Annotated in this window: 13 protein-coding genes; 6 read left to right on the forward strand and 7 right to left on the reverse strand. The window is 50.8% G+C overall.

Features of this window, described 5'->3' with window-relative positions; all coding sequences use genetic code 11:
* The first annotated feature begins 61 nt into the window (after nt 1-61).
* The 5 genes from FCL45_RS04620 to FCL45_RS04640 all read left to right on the forward strand — a co-directional run bounded on the left by FCL45_RS04620 (nt 62) and on the right by FCL45_RS04640 (nt 5,967).
* On the forward strand, nt 62-1,948 hold the full coding sequence (locus tag FCL45_RS04620; protein WP_136799173.1) for a transketolase C-terminal domain-containing protein: 1,887 nt from the start codon (nt 62-64) through the stop codon (nt 1,946-1,948).
* Nucleotides 1,949-2,159: 211 nt separating this feature from the next.
* Nucleotides 2,160-2,786 carry a LysE family translocator gene (locus tag FCL45_RS04625; protein WP_136799174.1) on the forward strand — a complete coding sequence of 209 codons (627 nt, stop codon included), beginning with the start codon at nt 2,160-2,162 and terminating at the stop codon, nt 2,784-2,786.
* A gap of 83 nt (nt 2,787-2,869) precedes the next feature.
* On the forward strand, nt 2,870-3,556 hold the full coding sequence (locus tag FCL45_RS04630; protein ID WP_136799175.1) for a DUF2293 domain-containing protein: 687 nt from the start codon (nt 2,870-2,872) through the stop codon (nt 3,554-3,556).
* A 351-nt stretch (nt 3,557-3,907) separates the two neighbouring features.
* Nucleotides 3,908-5,314, forward strand: coding sequence for an MFS transporter (locus FCL45_RS04635; protein ID WP_136799176.1), 1,407 nt, complete (start codon nt 3,908-3,910; stop codon nt 5,312-5,314).
* Nucleotides 5,315-5,412: 98 nt separating this feature from the next.
* A complete protein-coding gene (locus FCL45_RS04640) occupies nt 5,413-5,967 on the forward strand; it encodes a nitroreductase family protein (protein ID WP_136799177.1) in 555 nt (184 codons plus the stop codon).
* Nucleotides 5,968-6,042: 75 nt separating this feature from the next.
* On the opposite strand, the gene FCL45_RS04645 is transcribed toward FCL45_RS04640, so the two are convergent.
* Both FCL45_RS04645 and FCL45_RS04650 read right to left on the reverse strand, forming a co-directional pair.
* Nucleotides 6,043-7,038 carry a PA2778 family cysteine peptidase gene (locus FCL45_RS04645; RefSeq protein WP_136799178.1) on the reverse strand — a complete coding sequence of 332 codons (996 nt, stop codon included), beginning with the start codon at nt 7,036-7,038 and terminating at the stop codon, nt 6,043-6,045.
* On the reverse strand, nt 7,039-7,431 hold the full coding sequence (locus FCL45_RS04650) for a PA2779 family protein (protein ID WP_136799179.1): 393 nt from the start codon (nt 7,429-7,431) through the stop codon (nt 7,039-7,041).
* Nucleotides 7,432-7,920: 489 nt separating this feature from the next.
* On the opposite strand from FCL45_RS04650, the gene FCL45_RS04655 reads away from it, so the two are divergent.
* Nucleotides 7,921-10,299, forward strand: a complete 2,379-nt coding sequence (locus tag FCL45_RS04655; RefSeq protein WP_136799180.1) for an SLC13 family permease — start codon at nt 7,921-7,923, stop codon at nt 10,297-10,299.
* A 90-nt stretch (nt 10,300-10,389) separates the two neighbouring features.
* On the opposite strand, the gene FCL45_RS04660 is transcribed toward FCL45_RS04655, so the two are convergent.
* The 5 genes from FCL45_RS04660 to hppD form a co-directional block, all read right to left on the reverse strand.
* On the reverse strand, nt 10,390-11,337 hold the full coding sequence (locus FCL45_RS04660) for an IS110 family RNA-guided transposase (protein WP_136800054.1): 948 nt from the start codon (nt 11,335-11,337) through the stop codon (nt 10,390-10,392).
* 221 nt (nt 11,338-11,558) lie between these two features.
* Nucleotides 11,559-12,803 carry a fumarylacetoacetase gene (gene fahA / locus FCL45_RS04665; RefSeq protein ID WP_136797222.1) on the reverse strand — a complete coding sequence of 415 codons (1,245 nt, stop codon included), beginning with the start codon at nt 12,801-12,803 and terminating at the stop codon, nt 11,559-11,561.
* 70 nt (nt 12,804-12,873) lie between these two features.
* Nucleotides 12,874-13,779 (reverse strand): hypothetical protein, encoded by a 906-nt coding sequence (locus FCL45_RS04670; RefSeq protein ID WP_136797220.1) that lies wholly within the window; start codon nt 13,777-13,779, stop codon nt 12,874-12,876.
* Nucleotides 13,776-14,942: a homogentisate 1,2-dioxygenase gene (locus FCL45_RS04675; protein WP_136797219.1), complete on the reverse strand. Its 1,167-nt coding sequence runs from the start codon at nt 14,940-14,942 to the stop codon at nt 13,776-13,778. The genes FCL45_RS04670 and FCL45_RS04675 overlap by 4 nt, the downstream gene beginning before the upstream one ends.
* 56 nt (nt 14,943-14,998) lie before the next feature.
* Nucleotides 14,999-16,081, reverse strand: a complete 1,083-nt coding sequence (gene hppD, locus FCL45_RS04680; RefSeq protein WP_136797217.1) for a 4-hydroxyphenylpyruvate dioxygenase — start codon at nt 16,079-16,081, stop codon at nt 14,999-15,001.
* Nucleotides 16,082-16,096: the final 15 nt, after the last annotated feature.

Below are 16,096 nucleotides of genomic sequence, written 5' to 3' on the forward strand. Positions count from 1 at the left end.
TTCCTATAACGAATAAACCTCGAATACCCCTTTTTGAGTTGAACTTCCCTGGAGGAAAGAAATGAAATTCCCGATTGATTTAAGTGGCTACACTCCGCTACGGTTGGATCTGAACCAGACAGAACTGACAGGCGAACAGCGTGCGACCTTACAGGAAAACATCCGCATCGTTCGTGACAGTCTGATATTTTTTACCGCTCTTGCAAATGTCAAAGGTCTTGGCGGACATACTGGCGGTGCATACGATATCGTGCCGGAGTTGCTGATTATCGACGGATTCATGAAGGGTTCCGATAAGGTTCACCCTGTATATTTCGATGAGGCTGGTCACCGGGTGGCTATCCAGTACATGATGGCTGTATTGAACGGTCATCGCGAAGTGGAATCTCTGCTTCATTACCGCGAATATGACAAAGGATATTACGGTCATCCTGAGCGTGAGGATGAGGAAGGGGTGTTCTTTTCTTCCGGTCGTCTTGGCCATATGTGGAGCTATGTGAACGGTGTTGCCGAGGCTGACAAGGAAAAGATCGTGGTAATGTTCGGCTCCGACGGCTCCCAGATGGAAGGTGACGATTCCGAGGCCGCCCGTTATGCGGTGATGCGCGATCTGAACGTGAAGCTGATGCTCGATGATAACGATGTCACCATCGCCGGTCATCCGACCCAGTACATGAAGGGCTATGATCTGGTGAAAACCCTTGAAGGCCATGGCCTTGAGGTGAACGCCGGTGACGGTGAAGATCTGGATGCACTCTTCGGTCGCATACAGCAGGCAATGGTAGCGGACGGCCCGGTTGCCCTGGTAAACCGCCGCCTTATGGCTGTTGGCGTTCCCGGAATCGAGGGACTGCCGAAAGGTCACGACGTTATTCCGGTCAACCTGGCTATCGATTATCTCAAAGAGCGTAATTACGATGAGGCTGTGGAGGTGCTTGAGACCTTCAAGGTGGACAAGACCAAGCAGACCTATATCGGTTCCACTCCCGAAATGGGCAAATGCCGTGACGACTTCGGTAAAGTGGTTTGCGAGATCCTTGGTGGTATGGAAGATATCAGCCAGAAAGTTCTGGTGGTAGACTCCGATCTGGAAGGTTCCTGCGGCCTGCATCATATCCGTAAAAACTATCCGGAAGTGTACGTGACCGGTGGTATCATGGAGCGCAACAATTACTCTGTTGCGGCCGGTTTCGGCTCCGAGGCCGGGCGTCAGGGAATCTTCGGCACCTTCGCCGCATTCCAGGAAATGGTCATCTCCGAGATCACCATGGCGCGCCTGAACAAGGCTAATGTGCTGGCACACTTTTCTCACTCCGGCGTTGACGATATGGCGGATAATACCTGCCATTTCGGTATCAACAATTTCTATGCAGACAACGCTCTGGCCGAAGGTGATACCACCCGTCTCTATTTCCCGGCCGATACCCTGCAGCTGAAATCCATGCTGAACGCGGTATTCAATGATCCGGGTCTGCGCTTTGTTTACACCACCCGCTCCGCTACTCCCTGGATCTTAAATGAAGAGGGCAGCAAACTCTACGATGAGGGGTACACCTTCGTGCCCGGCAAAGACGAGGTTGTCCGTGAAGGTTCTGCCGGATATATCGTCAGCTATGGTGAGATGCTGTACCGTTGCCTCGACGTGGTCGAGCAACTTAAAGCTGAAGGCATCGATGTCGGCCTGATCAACAAGCCGACCCTCAACGTTGTCGATGAGGAAATGATGGCGAAGATCGGTAAGTCCGGCTTTGTTGTCACCGTCGAGACCCAGAATGCCAAGACCGGCCTTGGTTCCCGTTTCGGTACCTGGCTGCTCGAGCGCGGTCTGGCGCCTAAGTTGGGCACCATGGGTAGCTGCAAGATCGGCCATGGCGGCCTGAGCGAGCAGATTCCGCATCAGGGTATGGGCGCGGATGATATTAAGGCTAAGGTTCGCAGCCTCATCTAAGTATAAATCAGCCAGGGAACGCATCTCCTTTAGTATTTCACCAATGGACAGAGTAATGCTGTAGTCCATCGGTAAAAACTTCGAATATGGCGTCCCCTGGACAGATTTTGAAAAAGCAGAATATTCTTACCAATTCAATGTGAAATGGTTGGGCGGATTGGGGAAACCCTTTCCGCCCTTTTTGTTGATACAGGATTCCTAGGAGACGTTCATGTTACCGTTCGATGTTATCTTGCTGTTTTTTACTTCGTCAATTCTGCTGGCCATGGCCCCAGGGCCGGATAATCTTTTTGTTTTGGCGCAGTCGGCGCAGCACGGTAAAAAGGCCGGCATTGTTGTGACCTTTGGCCTTTGCACCGGTGTACTGGTGCATACCGCGGCGGTGAGCATGGGGGTTGCTGCAATCTTCCAGACTTCGCAGTTGGCTTTCAATATTCTGAAATATATCGGTGCGGCGTATTTGATTTATCTGGCGGTGATGTCCTTTAGGGCGAGCGGTGCCGCAGGTGGTCCGGGCAGGGTGGAAAAACTCCAGTACCGACGTCTCTATGGACGGGGGGTGATTATGAATATCACCAACCCGAAAGTTTCGATCTTCTTTCTGGCATTTCTGCCGCAATTCGCCAGCCCCGCTCATGGGCCGATTATTCCACAGATGCTGATGCTTGGAGCGCTCTTTATTGTTTCAACCATCCTTATTTTTGGGGCAGTTGCTCTTTTGGCGGGATCATTTGGCGAATGGCTCGCTCAATCGGAACGGGCCAGCAGGATACTCAACCGAACTGCCGGAACGATTTTCGGAGCGTTGGCTATCAAGCTGGTAATGTCTGAACGTTAACTGTATCAGTCCACACATTTTCACCGTCAGTAACAAGTGACGCAAAAAATCTCTTTCTTGTATTGGAGACAAATACTCTACCCATGCCTCATCAGAATAGAATAGTACAACCCGGCTTTAAAAAAGGCACAGTAATCTCAGAAGAAGATAATGTACTTACCCCCCCGGCAGACTGGAAGTTTCTCGGGGCGGGGGATGCTCCGCTCACCCGTAATGTGAAGAAAATGGGGCCCAGCTGGCAGGTGCAGGTGCAAAGAGGGCGCCGCAAGATATCCAAAGGTATCTGGGCACCCGCTGCGAATATCGATACCGCAACAGAGGAGCTTGAAGCAAAGCGTTCCACACCTGAATATGCCAGAAAGCGTACTACGGATTTAAAGCGAAAAGAGCGGAAACATAATCAATATGTCGACGAATTTTATGCTGCTACCTTGCAGTTTCTCAACTTTCATCCTGATTATCGGCAGCATGCTGAAAATCTGGCCAGGGCTGTAGCGGCCCATGCAACTCCTGTAGGTTCAGGTACTGTTGCCAGAACCGAGCGTATATCGTTGGCAGAGAGAGTGCAGGCGGCTGTAATTGCCTGGATGCGTCACCAGACGACCAGTTATGATAACATGTCCATTGCCCGTATAAAGGGTAAGAGACGAGAGGTTAGGAGAATGCTGGCAGAGCGTTCAGGGAGGCTATTGTCCCGTTACAGATCAGGCCTGCCCGTGGAGGAGGGGTGCCCCCTTTACAAAGCTCTCACCAGCTTGGACAATAGCTGAGGTCAACCGAATTCTCATAAATACTTTGTCGAGAGAAAGACAACTCGTTTGATTTCAGGTAGTGGCTTTTAATTGGGTCTCTGCTCTTTCACAATGATGGCAACGGGAGATCTGTCGGGGAGCACATCTGCTTTACTCCTTTTGCAGTAGCAGGAGTCAGGAGTGTTTGGCAGGAAAAATATCGAAGCTTGTGACGTCTGCATTACAAAAAAGATATCCGGCTAACTGTTAAGCATAGCGAGAGAAAAAGCTTGTGAGCATTTGTGTTAGAGTATAATTTCCAGTTGTTAGGTACGTGCTTGTTGCCTGGGTGTGGTGATTTGGTGTAACAAAAGATCATGCGAGGAAACGATGGGTAAAGACGATAAGAGTGCGGTTGTACAGACGACCCGGGAGCGCTCGGCGCTTCTGGTAGCAACGCTGACCTCGTTTATCGGGCCGTTTATGATATCCTCGGTCAATGTTGCCCTGCCCGTGATTCAGCAGGATCTCAGGATGGACGCGGTGGAGTTGAGCTGGATTGCTACATCCTATCTGCTCGCCATAGCCGTATTCCTGCTGCCTGCGGGAAAACTTGCCGATATCCATGGCAGAAAGCGTATCTTTGCCGTGGGCCTGGCTATTTATACCGTCGGCGCCACTTTGGCAGCCTTTGCCAATTCAGCTGCCATGCTGATTTCCATGCGGGTGATTCAGGGGATTGGCGGGGCATTGTTCGTGACCACGGGCATGGCGATCCTTACCTCAATTTTTCCGCCGCAAAAGCGCGGGCGGGTCATTGGTATCTATGTATCGGCAGTCTATGTCGGTTTATCAATGGGACCTTTTGCCGGCGGCTACATCACGCACTATCTCGGTTGGCGGGCTATATTTTTGTTGATGGCACCGTTTGGCGCCTTCTCTCTTTATATGACACTCAGGCATTTGAAGGGGGAGTGGTACGGCGCAAAAGGAGAAAAACTTGATGTGCCGGGTTCCTTTTACTACGGTTTCTCCATCATCGCTTTTGTCTACGGCGCAACAAAGTTGCCTGAATTGACCGGGATTATTCTTTCAATTTCAGGGCTTTTGGGGTTAGTCTTTTTCATCTGGCAGCAAAAACGCTCAAGCATGCCGCTTTTCCATATAGAGCTTTTTTCAATCAACAAGGTATTTGCCTATTCAAGCTACGCCGCGTTGTTGAATTATTCGGCTACATTCGGCATAACATTTATGGTTAGCCTGTATCTGCAGTTCATCAAGGGCATGTCCCCCCAGGCGGCCGGGAGCGTGCTGATGGCACAGCCGGTAATGATGGCCCTGCTCTCACCGTTGGCTGGCAGATTCTCCGATCGTATCGAACCGAGGATACTTGCCACCGCAGGCATGACTATTACCGCTATTGGCGTCCTGTTATTCAGCAGGTTGGGCGAGACAACCCCCGTTGGCCTGATTATTGCCAATCTTATTTTTCTGGGCACTGGCTTCGCCCTGTTTAGTTCGCCCAATATGAGCGCCATGATGGGTGCGGTGGAAAAGCGTCATTATGGGTTGGCTTCGGGGCTGGTGGCAACCATGAGGCTGTTGGGACAGATGTGTTCCATGGCTCTTGCCACAGTGGTTCTGGCTCTACTGGTTGGGCGTGAGGCGATCGCACCGGAAAACTACGATCGTTTCCTGGCAAGTATTGAGATAATTTTTGTGATCTCCGGTTTCCTCTGTATCCTAGGTGTATACTTCTCCTGGTCAAGGGGGAGACTGGCCAGACCCGGCAGATAGGTTGCAAAGACGGATGACGGAGCTGATGGCTCCTGGAGTAAAGGTGCCCTGGCTGTGTGATGCAGGGAATATGAAAGACAACAGCAAGGAGGAGATGCATGCAGAGCTTCATGGAAACAGCAATGGCACGAAGAAGTATCAGACGCTTTGAATCCAGGTCGATAGAAGAGGACAAGCTGGCAAGAATCCTGGAGGCAGCGCGCTGGAGTCCCTCGTGGGCGAATACCCAGTGTTGGGAAATTGTTGCTGTTGAATCTCCAGAGACATTGGAGAAACTCGGTGCAGAACTGTCACCCAAAAACCCGGCAACTCTGGCGATCGCAAAGGGGCCACTGACCCTGGCAATCTGTGGAGAGAAGGAAAAATCAGGTTATTACAAGGGAACAAAGTCGACCAAATTTGGTGACTGGCTGATGTTCGATCTCGGTCTGCTTACCCAGACCATTTGCCTGGCTGCCCATGAAGAGGGGTTGGGCTCGGTTATCGTCGGTTCATTCGATCATGACAAGGTTAACGCTCTATTAGAGATACCTGATGAGTACGAAGTGGTTGCTCTGTTGCCTATGGGCTATCCTGATCACGCACCTTCACCTCCAAAGCGTCGCGAGTTGTCTGAATTTTGCCACAAGGAAAAATTTGGCCGGAAAGGCTGATTGTCCAGGTTGTATCATTTCGAGGAGTGATGTTCCGGCACACCTCGAAATGATACTGCTGAAATAGTTTGTGAGTTACATCTCCTCAATGGAAATTATCTCACTGCAGTTTTTACTTTTTCGGGATTCGTGTTTAATGCTGATCTCCGCCCTGGTGTTCCGGAGATGTTCAGTCATCCTGGAGTGCGGGTGCTTTCGTTCAAACCCTGAACAGAGAAAGATATCGATAAGCTCCAGAGCCTGCCCGTAGCATTGCATGGCAGCGAGTGACTCGGCGAGATTATTGATCACCGCCGGGTTTTCCGGCTCCTGGTCGAGTAGCTGTTTATAGAATCTTGCCGCAGCCCGGTACTGCTCTTTGCCATACATGGTGTTGGCAAGACCAAAGAGCGCTGTACGATTGTCCGGCTGGCTTTGCAGGAAGGCGATATAGCTTTTCTCGGCAAGTCGCATATTGCCTGACTCTTCAGCTTGAGATACCGCACTCATATACTTCTCCACATTGCCGTCAGCCGGCATCTCCCCAGGCTTGAGCGCTACAATGCCCCAGCTTTCAGCCCTCTGCCAGCTCCTCCAGAATTTCTTTTTGCTGATCATGAGTCTTTCAGTGGTACCGGATCGGAGTATGAATTCATCCTGGTCGGAAATGCCTATTACTACAGCGTAGTGATAGGCAGGAAGCGTTTTCAAACCGAGGTTTTGCAGCACCAAAACGGTACGGCCCGTAGCTATTTCGTCGGCGATTGCCTCAAGCGTCGGTTCGATGACATAGGGAATGCGGCCATGTCGGCGCGTGGTGGCAATTATTTCCAGCTGCAGGGAGCCCTGGCGGCCGGGAATATACACTTCATCGACAAGAAGGTCAGGTAGGGTGATAACATCAGAACTGACCAGCAACGTTGCCAGGGCGGCTGGACCGCACTGATATTCTTCCTGGGGAAAGAACGGGGTGGTCGTAAGTTCTATTGTTTGGGGCTGGTTGAAGTCGGTGACCAGTTTGGGGTGATGGCTGCAGCCGGCCAGAAACACGATCAGGCCGGCTATACCCATCAGGCATAAGTGTCTGAGCATTTAAATTTTACTAAACACATTCGTTACGCCGAGTAGATCGAGAACAAGGAGTACCAGGAAGGTGATGCCGAGAACCTCAATTACACCGGCACCTGCTGGCAGCTCTCCGATTCTTGATTGCAATTGTTCCAGCTCGGCTGGAGAAAGCGCAGCAATACGCTCTTCTGCCTTGGCCGGATCAACGCCAAGGCGAACCAGTTCTTGTGTTACATCGTCGTGGGTCAAAATCTCGCGAATCTGTTCCCTGGTGGCTTCTGTACTCTGTGCTTTCTCGGACTCGATCATAGTGTGAGTGGAGATAAGTGCAGCCTTGGCGCCGGGAAGGGAACCTGATACCAGGAAAAACTGTAATAGTGTGAAAAATATGATAGATTTTTTACAACGTGAATTCATTTAAAACCTCAGGAATAAATTGGACGCGGGGTGAAAAAACAGGGCTGAACAGAATCTACATGCGTCCGATGGAGTGTCGATGACCTGGGGGGCTGCATCGAGAGTCCTGCAGTCTGTGCGGTCTTTCATTACAACCCATGAACTTACACTTGTACACTTTCATAGGCAATTGTTTTTGACAATAAAGGATCAATGATATACCTGCGTATCAGGCCATCACGAATATTTTATAATAACTTTCAGCTCTTTCCGGGTATATCATATATCAGCACTGTATGTACCCCTGTGGTCATTCTTTTCAGGATGATAGGTTGCCCCCGTTGCTTGCAGCCCGGGTACGCCTGTTGATCTCATATTTCTGGTTATAAATGCTTGCGACTGTTTGGTTGCTGTCCTGATTGCCGAAATCAGCAAACAGCTGAATGCCTGGCTCGCAAGTGAAGAAGTTATAAAACCGGTGGCAAAATATAATCTGGAGAGTAGCAAAAAATGTCAGCTGAAATTCTATTAGTTTTTGGAATCCTGATAGTTGTAATAGGGGTGCTGGTAACAGAGGTGATGCCGCTTGAAGTGCTGGCTATGCTGGTGCTTGGTGTACTGGCGGTGACGGGTTTGGTGAGCCCCACCGAAGCCCTTGCCGGTTTCAGCAATCCGGCAGTGGTGACTATCTGGGCAGTGTTTATCCTGAGTGGCGGGCTTACTCGCACCGGAATCGCTAATATTCTCGGCAGGAATTTGTTAAAGGTTGCCGGCGAGGGTGAAAGTCGCCTGATTCTGCTCGTTATGTTTGTGGCTGGTGGGCTTTCAGCCTTTATGAATAATGTGGCAGTTGCGGCCCTGATGCTGCCGGTGGTGATGGATATCTGTAGAAAGACCGGTCATCCGCCTTCAAGGATGCTCATGCCTCTGGCCTACGGATCACTGTTGGGCGGGTTGACAACCATGATCGGTACCCCGCCTAATATATTGGTATCCGAAGCGCTTCGGGCCAACGATCTCACGCCTTTTGGTCTCTTTGATTTTACTCCGGTGGGTATCATCGTGATGGTGAGCGGTATGCTCTTCATCACCTTTGTCGGTATTCGATTGTTGCCAGAGAAATCGGCCATGGCAGATGGTGAGGCAGCTGGTACTGGAGACGTGAATCTGATGCTCGAGCAGTACCATCTGGAAGAACGTCTGTTCCGCATTCATATTCCTAAAGACTCTCCACTGGTGGGACATACCCTTGCTTCAAGTCATCTTGGTTCCAGACTTGGTCTGAACGTGGTCGGTATCAATCGGGGCAGACGCAGTTTTTTAGCCCCTGCAGCGAGCGATGAGATCATGGGGGATGATGAACTGATCGTAGAGGGGAGGCTGGATCGTATCCAGGAGATGAATAACTGGGGACAACTGCTCACCCTCAGCGATCTGAGCAGGGAAAACATTCTGATAGAACATGGCATGAAGGTCGCAGAAATTCAGTTGGCGGCAGGTAGCCCGTGGATAGGCAAGACCCTGTCCGGGCTCAACTTTAGAAACATGTTCGGTCTCAATGTTCTCGAGTTGAGAAGGTTTGAACGGAGGATAGAATACAATGTAAAATCCCAGCAACTCAGGGCGGGTGATGTGATAGTTGTCCATGGCCCGGCAGATAAAATCAGCGAACTGGTGCAAGTCGAAGGTATCATGGCGCCAGTAGTGCTGGGATTGTCGGATATTCATGAGGATTATGCGCTGGGCAGGAAGGTGCGAATCCTCCGTGTTCCCAATCGCTCCCGGCTGCTCGGCATGTCTGTTTCTGAGAGCAGGCTGGGTGATGCCCTGGATGTCCAGGTCCTCTCAATCATCAGGGAGAGTGGTGAAGCCATCATTCCCGCTTCGGACACTATTTTCGAAGCAGGCGATATGCTTGTTGTTTCGGGCATGTCAGACCTGATTGCAGTGCTGTTGATGCAGGGTCTGGAAGCGGTGTTTGAGAAGGGGACGGACGGAGTAAACGATATTTCCCTGCTCGAAGATGATAAGGTCGGTGTGCTCGAGGTGATTGTTTCGCCCCACTCCAACCTCAACGACCAGACTCTGGATGAGATAAACTTTCGTGAAAAGTTCGGCCTCAATGTGCTGGCAGTGTGGCGAAAGGGCAGAGTTATTCGAACGGGTCTCCGTGATCTGCAACTGCAGTTTGGTGACGCCCTCCTGCTCTTTGGTTCCTGGAAAAAACTGGCAGTCCTGGGACGTGAACCGGACTTTGTGGTGCTGACAGAGACAATGCAGGAGCCGGCCCGTGAGGAAAAAGCCAAAACAGCTTTGGCTATTATGGCTGCCGTGCTGTTGCCGGTGATTTTTGGCTGGGTGCCGATATATATCGCAGTGGTGATCGGTGCGGCGTGTATGGTACTCACGAAATGCCTGACCATGGATGAGGCGTATCGTTATATTGAATGGAAGGCTGTCTTTCTTATTGCCGGGATGTTGCCTCTGGGGGTGGCTCTGGATAAAACCGGAGCAGCGGCCATGGTCGCAGAGAATGTGATCACAATTATGGGTCCCTTCGGCCCTTATGGCGTACTCTTCGGGCTCCTGTCGATCACTTTTGCGGCAACCAGCATTATTCCCACTGCTGCGCTTGTGGTGCTTATGGTGCCCATAGCCCTCCAGACCTCGGCGGGGCTTGGCATCTCACCATACCCGCTGATGATGGGTATCGCCATGGCGGCATCCTCGAGCTTCACCTCACCGATTTCACATCCGGCAAATGTGCTGGTGATGGGACCGGGCGGCTATTCATTTATGGATTATGTCAAATTGGGTTTGCCGTTGACCGTATTGATATTGGCGCTGTTGATGATTGTTATTCCAGTATTCTGGCCCATGACTGTTTGAAGGGGGGGTGAGAGCAACTGTGTTCAAAGTCAAACCTAATCGTACAGATGAAATCTGCAACTGACTCAGAGGTAAGGGTTTTAAATTTCATCATCTTTGTTCAGCATAAGTAGGCGACCAAGTGGTTTGATTTCTCACCATGACATTTAGGATGGTTAAGAGTTTCCGCATGCATGCCGTCAGAGCAACCTTAGGCTTTTTTCCACGAGCAATTAATTGCTCGTGGAAAGTCCTGATGACAGGGTTGCAGCGTGCGGCTGTCAAAGCCCCCATGTACAAGACAGATCTTATCTGGGCTCTCCCTCCCCATATTCTTCGGGAACCGCGAAAAAAGCCGCTATCTCGATTGAGTGGAGCTACTCCGGCCAGTGCTGCCACCTCTTTTCTGTTGAGTTGGCCCAACTCAGGCAAGCCTGCTAGGAGTGCAAGCGACAATACTGGTCCTACACCTGGCACGCTTTGTAATATTTTATCGTTTACTCGCCAGACATCTGATTGCTGGATGAGCTTTTGGAGATCCCCATCAACGTTTTGCAAACGTTTTTCCAGCCATTTGATATGTGCTTCAAGATCTTTGCGAACATGTTTTGTAGAGCATCTAAGGCGATTTTTTTCCATAGTTAACATGTCCACAATTTGCCTGCGGCGCACTAGAACAGCATCCAATTCTCGAGCTTGCTCGTCTTTGATCGGTCGAGGTTCTGGTCGAATAGCTTCACCAAATCGAGCGATTATTTCAGAATCGATAGAATCTGTTTTTGCCAACTTGCCAGTAGCTTTAGCAAAGTCCCTCACCTGTCTGGGGTTTACTACGACAATGGGTAGGAATTTCTTGGCAAGTTCACTTACGAGGGGAATCTCAAGGCCGCCCGTTGATTCAAGAACAATCAATGTAGGCTGTAATTCCTCAAAGCGTTTTACCAGAGCGGAAATTTCCGTTGGAGCATTGGCTGTACTCCATTTTTCCTTGGTTGGCCGAACGGCGATGTCCAGCTTAGTTTTTGATACATCAATTCCAATAAATATCTGTTGATCCATGTTAGATTTCCGTTTCCCAGCCTTGTGAAATGCGGGCTCTTAGTAAGGCCCCGGCAACTGTTCGGGTTAAGCAGAAAGGACCATAACGACCAGCGCTCACACACGGGCTCGTAGTTTAATTGTCCCAAGGAGTGGTCGATCTGTTACGGTCATGTAGCGAAATATGTTACTTAGTAAACTATGTAGGAGTATGGGCGCAACATACAAGGAGTTAGGAGTGGTTAATATGGTGGGAGAATTGTCCCCCGAACTTCGCCAAACCCGACGCGATACCCGTCACCCTGGCACCAGCCGGTCATGGTGACAGTGTCGCCATCCTGTAAAAAAGTGCGTGTTTTTCCCTGGCCTATGGCAACTGGTTGAGTCCCCTTCCAGGAGAGTTCAAGCATACTGCCGAAGCTTCCCGGTTCGGGGCCACTGATTGTACCGGATGCCATCAGGTCTCCCGGCAGGATATTGCAGCCGGTGGCGGTATGGTGGGCAAGCTGCTGACTCATGGTCCAGTACAAATTCCTGAAGTTACTTCGGCAGACACGATTATTGCCAATATACACTTCAAGGTTGATATCGTAGGTGCAGCGTTCCCGGCTTTGCAGATACGGGAGAACCTCGGGAGATTGTACCGGGGCGTCCCTTCTGAATGGGGAAAGAGCTTCTATGGGAACCACCCATGGCGAGATGGATGTGGCGAAGTTCTTCGCCGTGAACGGGCCGAGTGGCTGGTATTCCCATTTCTGGATATCCCGTGCCGACCAGTCATTTACCAGCACCATGCCAAATACATGATCCATTGCCTGCTGCATGGTGACCGGCCTGCCAAGCGCGGAACCAGGGCCGATAAAGAAACCCATCTCAAGCTCAAAATCCAGTGATCGGGTGGCGGCAAATTCAGGTATCGGGCTGTCATCCGCCTTGACCTGGCCCACCGGCCGATGAATCGGGGTGTCACTGACCACCACAGAACTTGAACGGCCATGGTAGGCTACAGGCAGGTGCAGCCAGTTGGGCATGAGGGCGTTCTCCGGTCCCCTGAACATGGTGCCGACGTTGGTGGCATGCTCCCTGGATGAATAGAAGTCGGTGTAGTCGCCGATAATTGCCGGGAGGTGCATTGTCACATCCTTTACAGGCAGCAACGCGCTTGAACGGAGTTGATGATTATCGCGCAGCGTTGGTTCCTGCTCATTCAATAACCGTGAAATAATTGTGCGAACCTGGCTCCAGGCAGAGGGGCCTGCAGCGAAAAAGAGGTTGAGCGAGTTCCTGTTGAACAGTCTTGGCAGAGGTACGAAGAAACCCTCGGTTTCAAGCAGGGCCAGATCCAATACCAACTCCCCGATGCGGGCTCCAATACGTGCCGTGCCATCGTGGGAAAACACCCCGTACGGCAAGTTCTGGATTGGGAAATGACTGTGCTGGTCATAATCAACGAAGGAACGCAATGTCGGGTCGGTGGATGCTGTCATTTGATCACAACTACCTCGTATATGATGACGTAATGAGAAAATCTATCTGGTTCAATTCGAAATATTCGGGTTACGCCTTCACGTTATCAGTAAGCAGACCGAGATTTTTGAGCCCCTCAAGGGGCTCAGCAAAAGAACAACTGCCAAAGCTTATTACTCTGGTTGTGCGGAATCTTTTCAGTTCCGCCAGCGGCAGAAAGTGGTTACGCCAATGAATGCCATCGGGGGCGAAAGTGAAATTCCCGTCGTTTTCATCGGTCAGACAGGCGGAGATATCATGCTGTTCAATGGCCTCTCCCTGGTAAAGCAGAGTGGCGAAAAAGATGTTGAGAAAACCGTGCTGCATTATATCAAAAGTTGAGGATACATTGCGTAAGGGATGGTGCAGTCCGGCAGTAAACTTGATGGGAACATCCTTTTTCTTACAAAGGGTGATTGCGGTGGCAACTTTTTTCACAGACGGGAATGCGCTCGCCATAACCCCACCGCATCTCAGTTTGAAACCGGCCTGGGCGGAAGAGGATGTCGCTCGGTTACTGCCGTTAAAGATCGCCAACGCATCTGTTGCTGTCTCGAGGTCAGAACTCTCAAAGAATAATTTCACATCACCTATCCCGGCTAACTTCAGGAAGTTGTGCAGCCGTACAATACGTTCCAGGCAACGATCCCGGGAGAGGCAATTGCCGGGGATGGTGGTCTCGACTGCGTTGATGACCTCGCCAAAACGTTTTAAGAAGGCATAGTCGGCGGAATCACCGTCCGGAGGGATCAGAACACTTAAGGGAAACGAGTTGTCGATTCCTGATTCCTGGAGCCGGGCGGCAGAGATGATAAATCTGCCGAGCATCCATCCGTGGGGGCTTTGCCGGGCGCTTCTGTACTCTTTTTCGGCATGGCTGATATCGAGTGCGGCAGGCGGGAAAAGACCTGCATAGTCGATAAGCGAAGTCATGAATGATCGAAATGTTGGGTTCATAGTTCTTCTTCAACCCAGGAAAGGTGGTAATCGCTCTCCTCGCAGGGGAGTAGCCCTTTGGCAACGTGCAGGGGCTCGAACGTATCTATCATTACTGCCTCCTCTTTAGTCGCTTTTTTGCCGATAGAATCTTCAACTTTTCCCGGATGCGGGCCATGGGGGAAACCGTCGGGATGAAGGGTGATAGAGCCGAATTCTATACCTTTTCTGCTCATGAATGTGTCACTGCAGTAGTAGAGCATTTCGTCAGAGCCGATGTTGGAATGATTGTAGGGCGCGGGGATGGCCTCGGGGTGATAGTCGAACAATCTCGGTACAAAGGAAAAAACTACAAAACCATCGCTCTCAAAGGTTTGGTGTACCGGCGGGGGCTGGTGGATACTGCCGGTAATCGGCTCGAAATCGGAGATGTTGAAGGCCCAGGGGTAGTAATAGCCGTCCCAGCCCACAGTATCTATCGGGTGATGGTCGAGCACGGTCCGGTGTAATGCGTTTTGCGCTTTGACGATTATCGGGAACTCCCCACGTTCATCATGGGTATAGAGCAGGGTGGGGGGACGAATATCGCGTTCGCAGAAAGGGGCATGCTCGTGGAGTTGTCCATGGGAATTTCGGTATCGTTCAGGTGTCCGGATATAACCGCGGCTTTCGATAATGAGAAAAATGTTCTTGGTATTGGTGAACCGGTATCTGTGGGTGATACCTTTAGGCACCACCAGAAAATCACCTCGCCGGAAATCCAGCTCACCCATTTGCGACTCGAGAACCCCTTCTCCCTGGGTGACAAAGACTATTTCGTCTCCCTCACCGTTACGGTAGAAGAAGGGATCGTCCATGGCAGGCCGGGCAAACGAAATCGCCACATCATCATTAAAGAGCAGGGGGATGCGGTCGAGAGTAGGGCTTGGGCCGGCGGTGGGGAGCCGGTGGGTATGAAAGAGACGCAATTTCAGCATCAGGTTTGGGTCAACTTCCCATTTCAGTTCTTTTACAAATTCAACCCGCTTGACGGGGGTGGGCGGACGCAGGGTATAGAGCAACGACTTGATGCCTGCAAAACCGAGTGTGCCCATAAGGTGTTCGTGGTGGAGCGAACCGTCCGGTTTGCGAAAAACGGTATGTCGCTTATGTGGAATCTTGCCAAGCTTGTGATAAAAAACCATGAGTCCCCCAAGAAAAATCACCCTGGCTCGTGGGCCAGAAAATTATTACCAGGTACTTACAGGTTACCCCGCCTCCTCTGTTCCATTTCCATGGATTCGAACAATGCCTTGAAGTTACCTTTACCAAAACTCTCACAACCCGCCCGTTGGATAACCTCGAAAAAAAGTGTAGGGCGGTCCTGCAGGGGTTTGGTGAATATCTGCAGCAGATAGCCGTTTTTGTCGCGATCGATAAGGATGTTGTTTTCCCTGATTTCCTTTCTGTCTTCCTTAATAGTCCCTACCCGGTCCCAGACAGTGTCATAGTACGTATCTGGTATCGAGAGGAAATGCAGGCCATTTCCCCTGAGTTTTCTGACAGTTGTTACAATGTCGGCGGAGTAGAGAGCGATATGCTGAACACCTGCCGAATAGTGAAAATCTATATACTCCTGGATCTGACTTTTCCGCTTAGCCCTGGCAGGTTCATTGATCGGCAGTTTGATATTGCGCGAATCGTTGGCCATGACCTTGGAACGCAGGGCAGAGAATTCTGTTGAGATGTCTTTGTCGTCATAAGAGACAAACTGATGGAAGCCGAACACCTCTTTATAAAAGTCACACCACCTGTCCATCTGGCGCTGTTCGGTATTGGCGACGACATGGTCGATCCGGCTGATCCCGACAGATTCCCCGGCAAGCTCCGCCGCCTGATAGCCGGGCAGAAAAGGCCCGTTGTAATTATTCACAGAGACAAAGCTGTGCACCACGTCACCATAGGTGTGAATAGCGGCTCTGCGGATACGGCCGTTACCATCTTCAACGTCATGGGGAAAGGTGGACGGTTCGGCACCGCGTGCCACTGTCTCATGGAAAACACCATCTACAGAGTCCACCTCAAAACAAATGTCTGCGACACTGTCTCCGTGCAGGGTGAGGAAGATATTGCGGGAATCGGCATAGTTCAAAGGGGTGGTGAGTACGAAAGTCACCCTGCCCTGTTGCAGAACATACGATGCTCTATCTGGAAAGCCGGTCTCCGGTCCGAGGTAGGCAACCTGGTTGAACCCTAACGCTTTCCGGTAGAAAAAGGCGGACTGGAGGCTGTTTCCCACGAGCAATTCAATGTGATGTATGCGTTTGACAGGCAATGATCCCATTACTTTCTCCAATAT

Origin of the sequence: Desulfosediminicola ganghwensis, from assembly GCF_005116675.2 — a bacterium.
Taxonomy (GTDB): domain Bacteria; phylum Desulfobacterota; class Desulfobulbia; order Desulfobulbales; family Desulfocapsaceae; genus Desulfopila; species Desulfopila ganghwensis.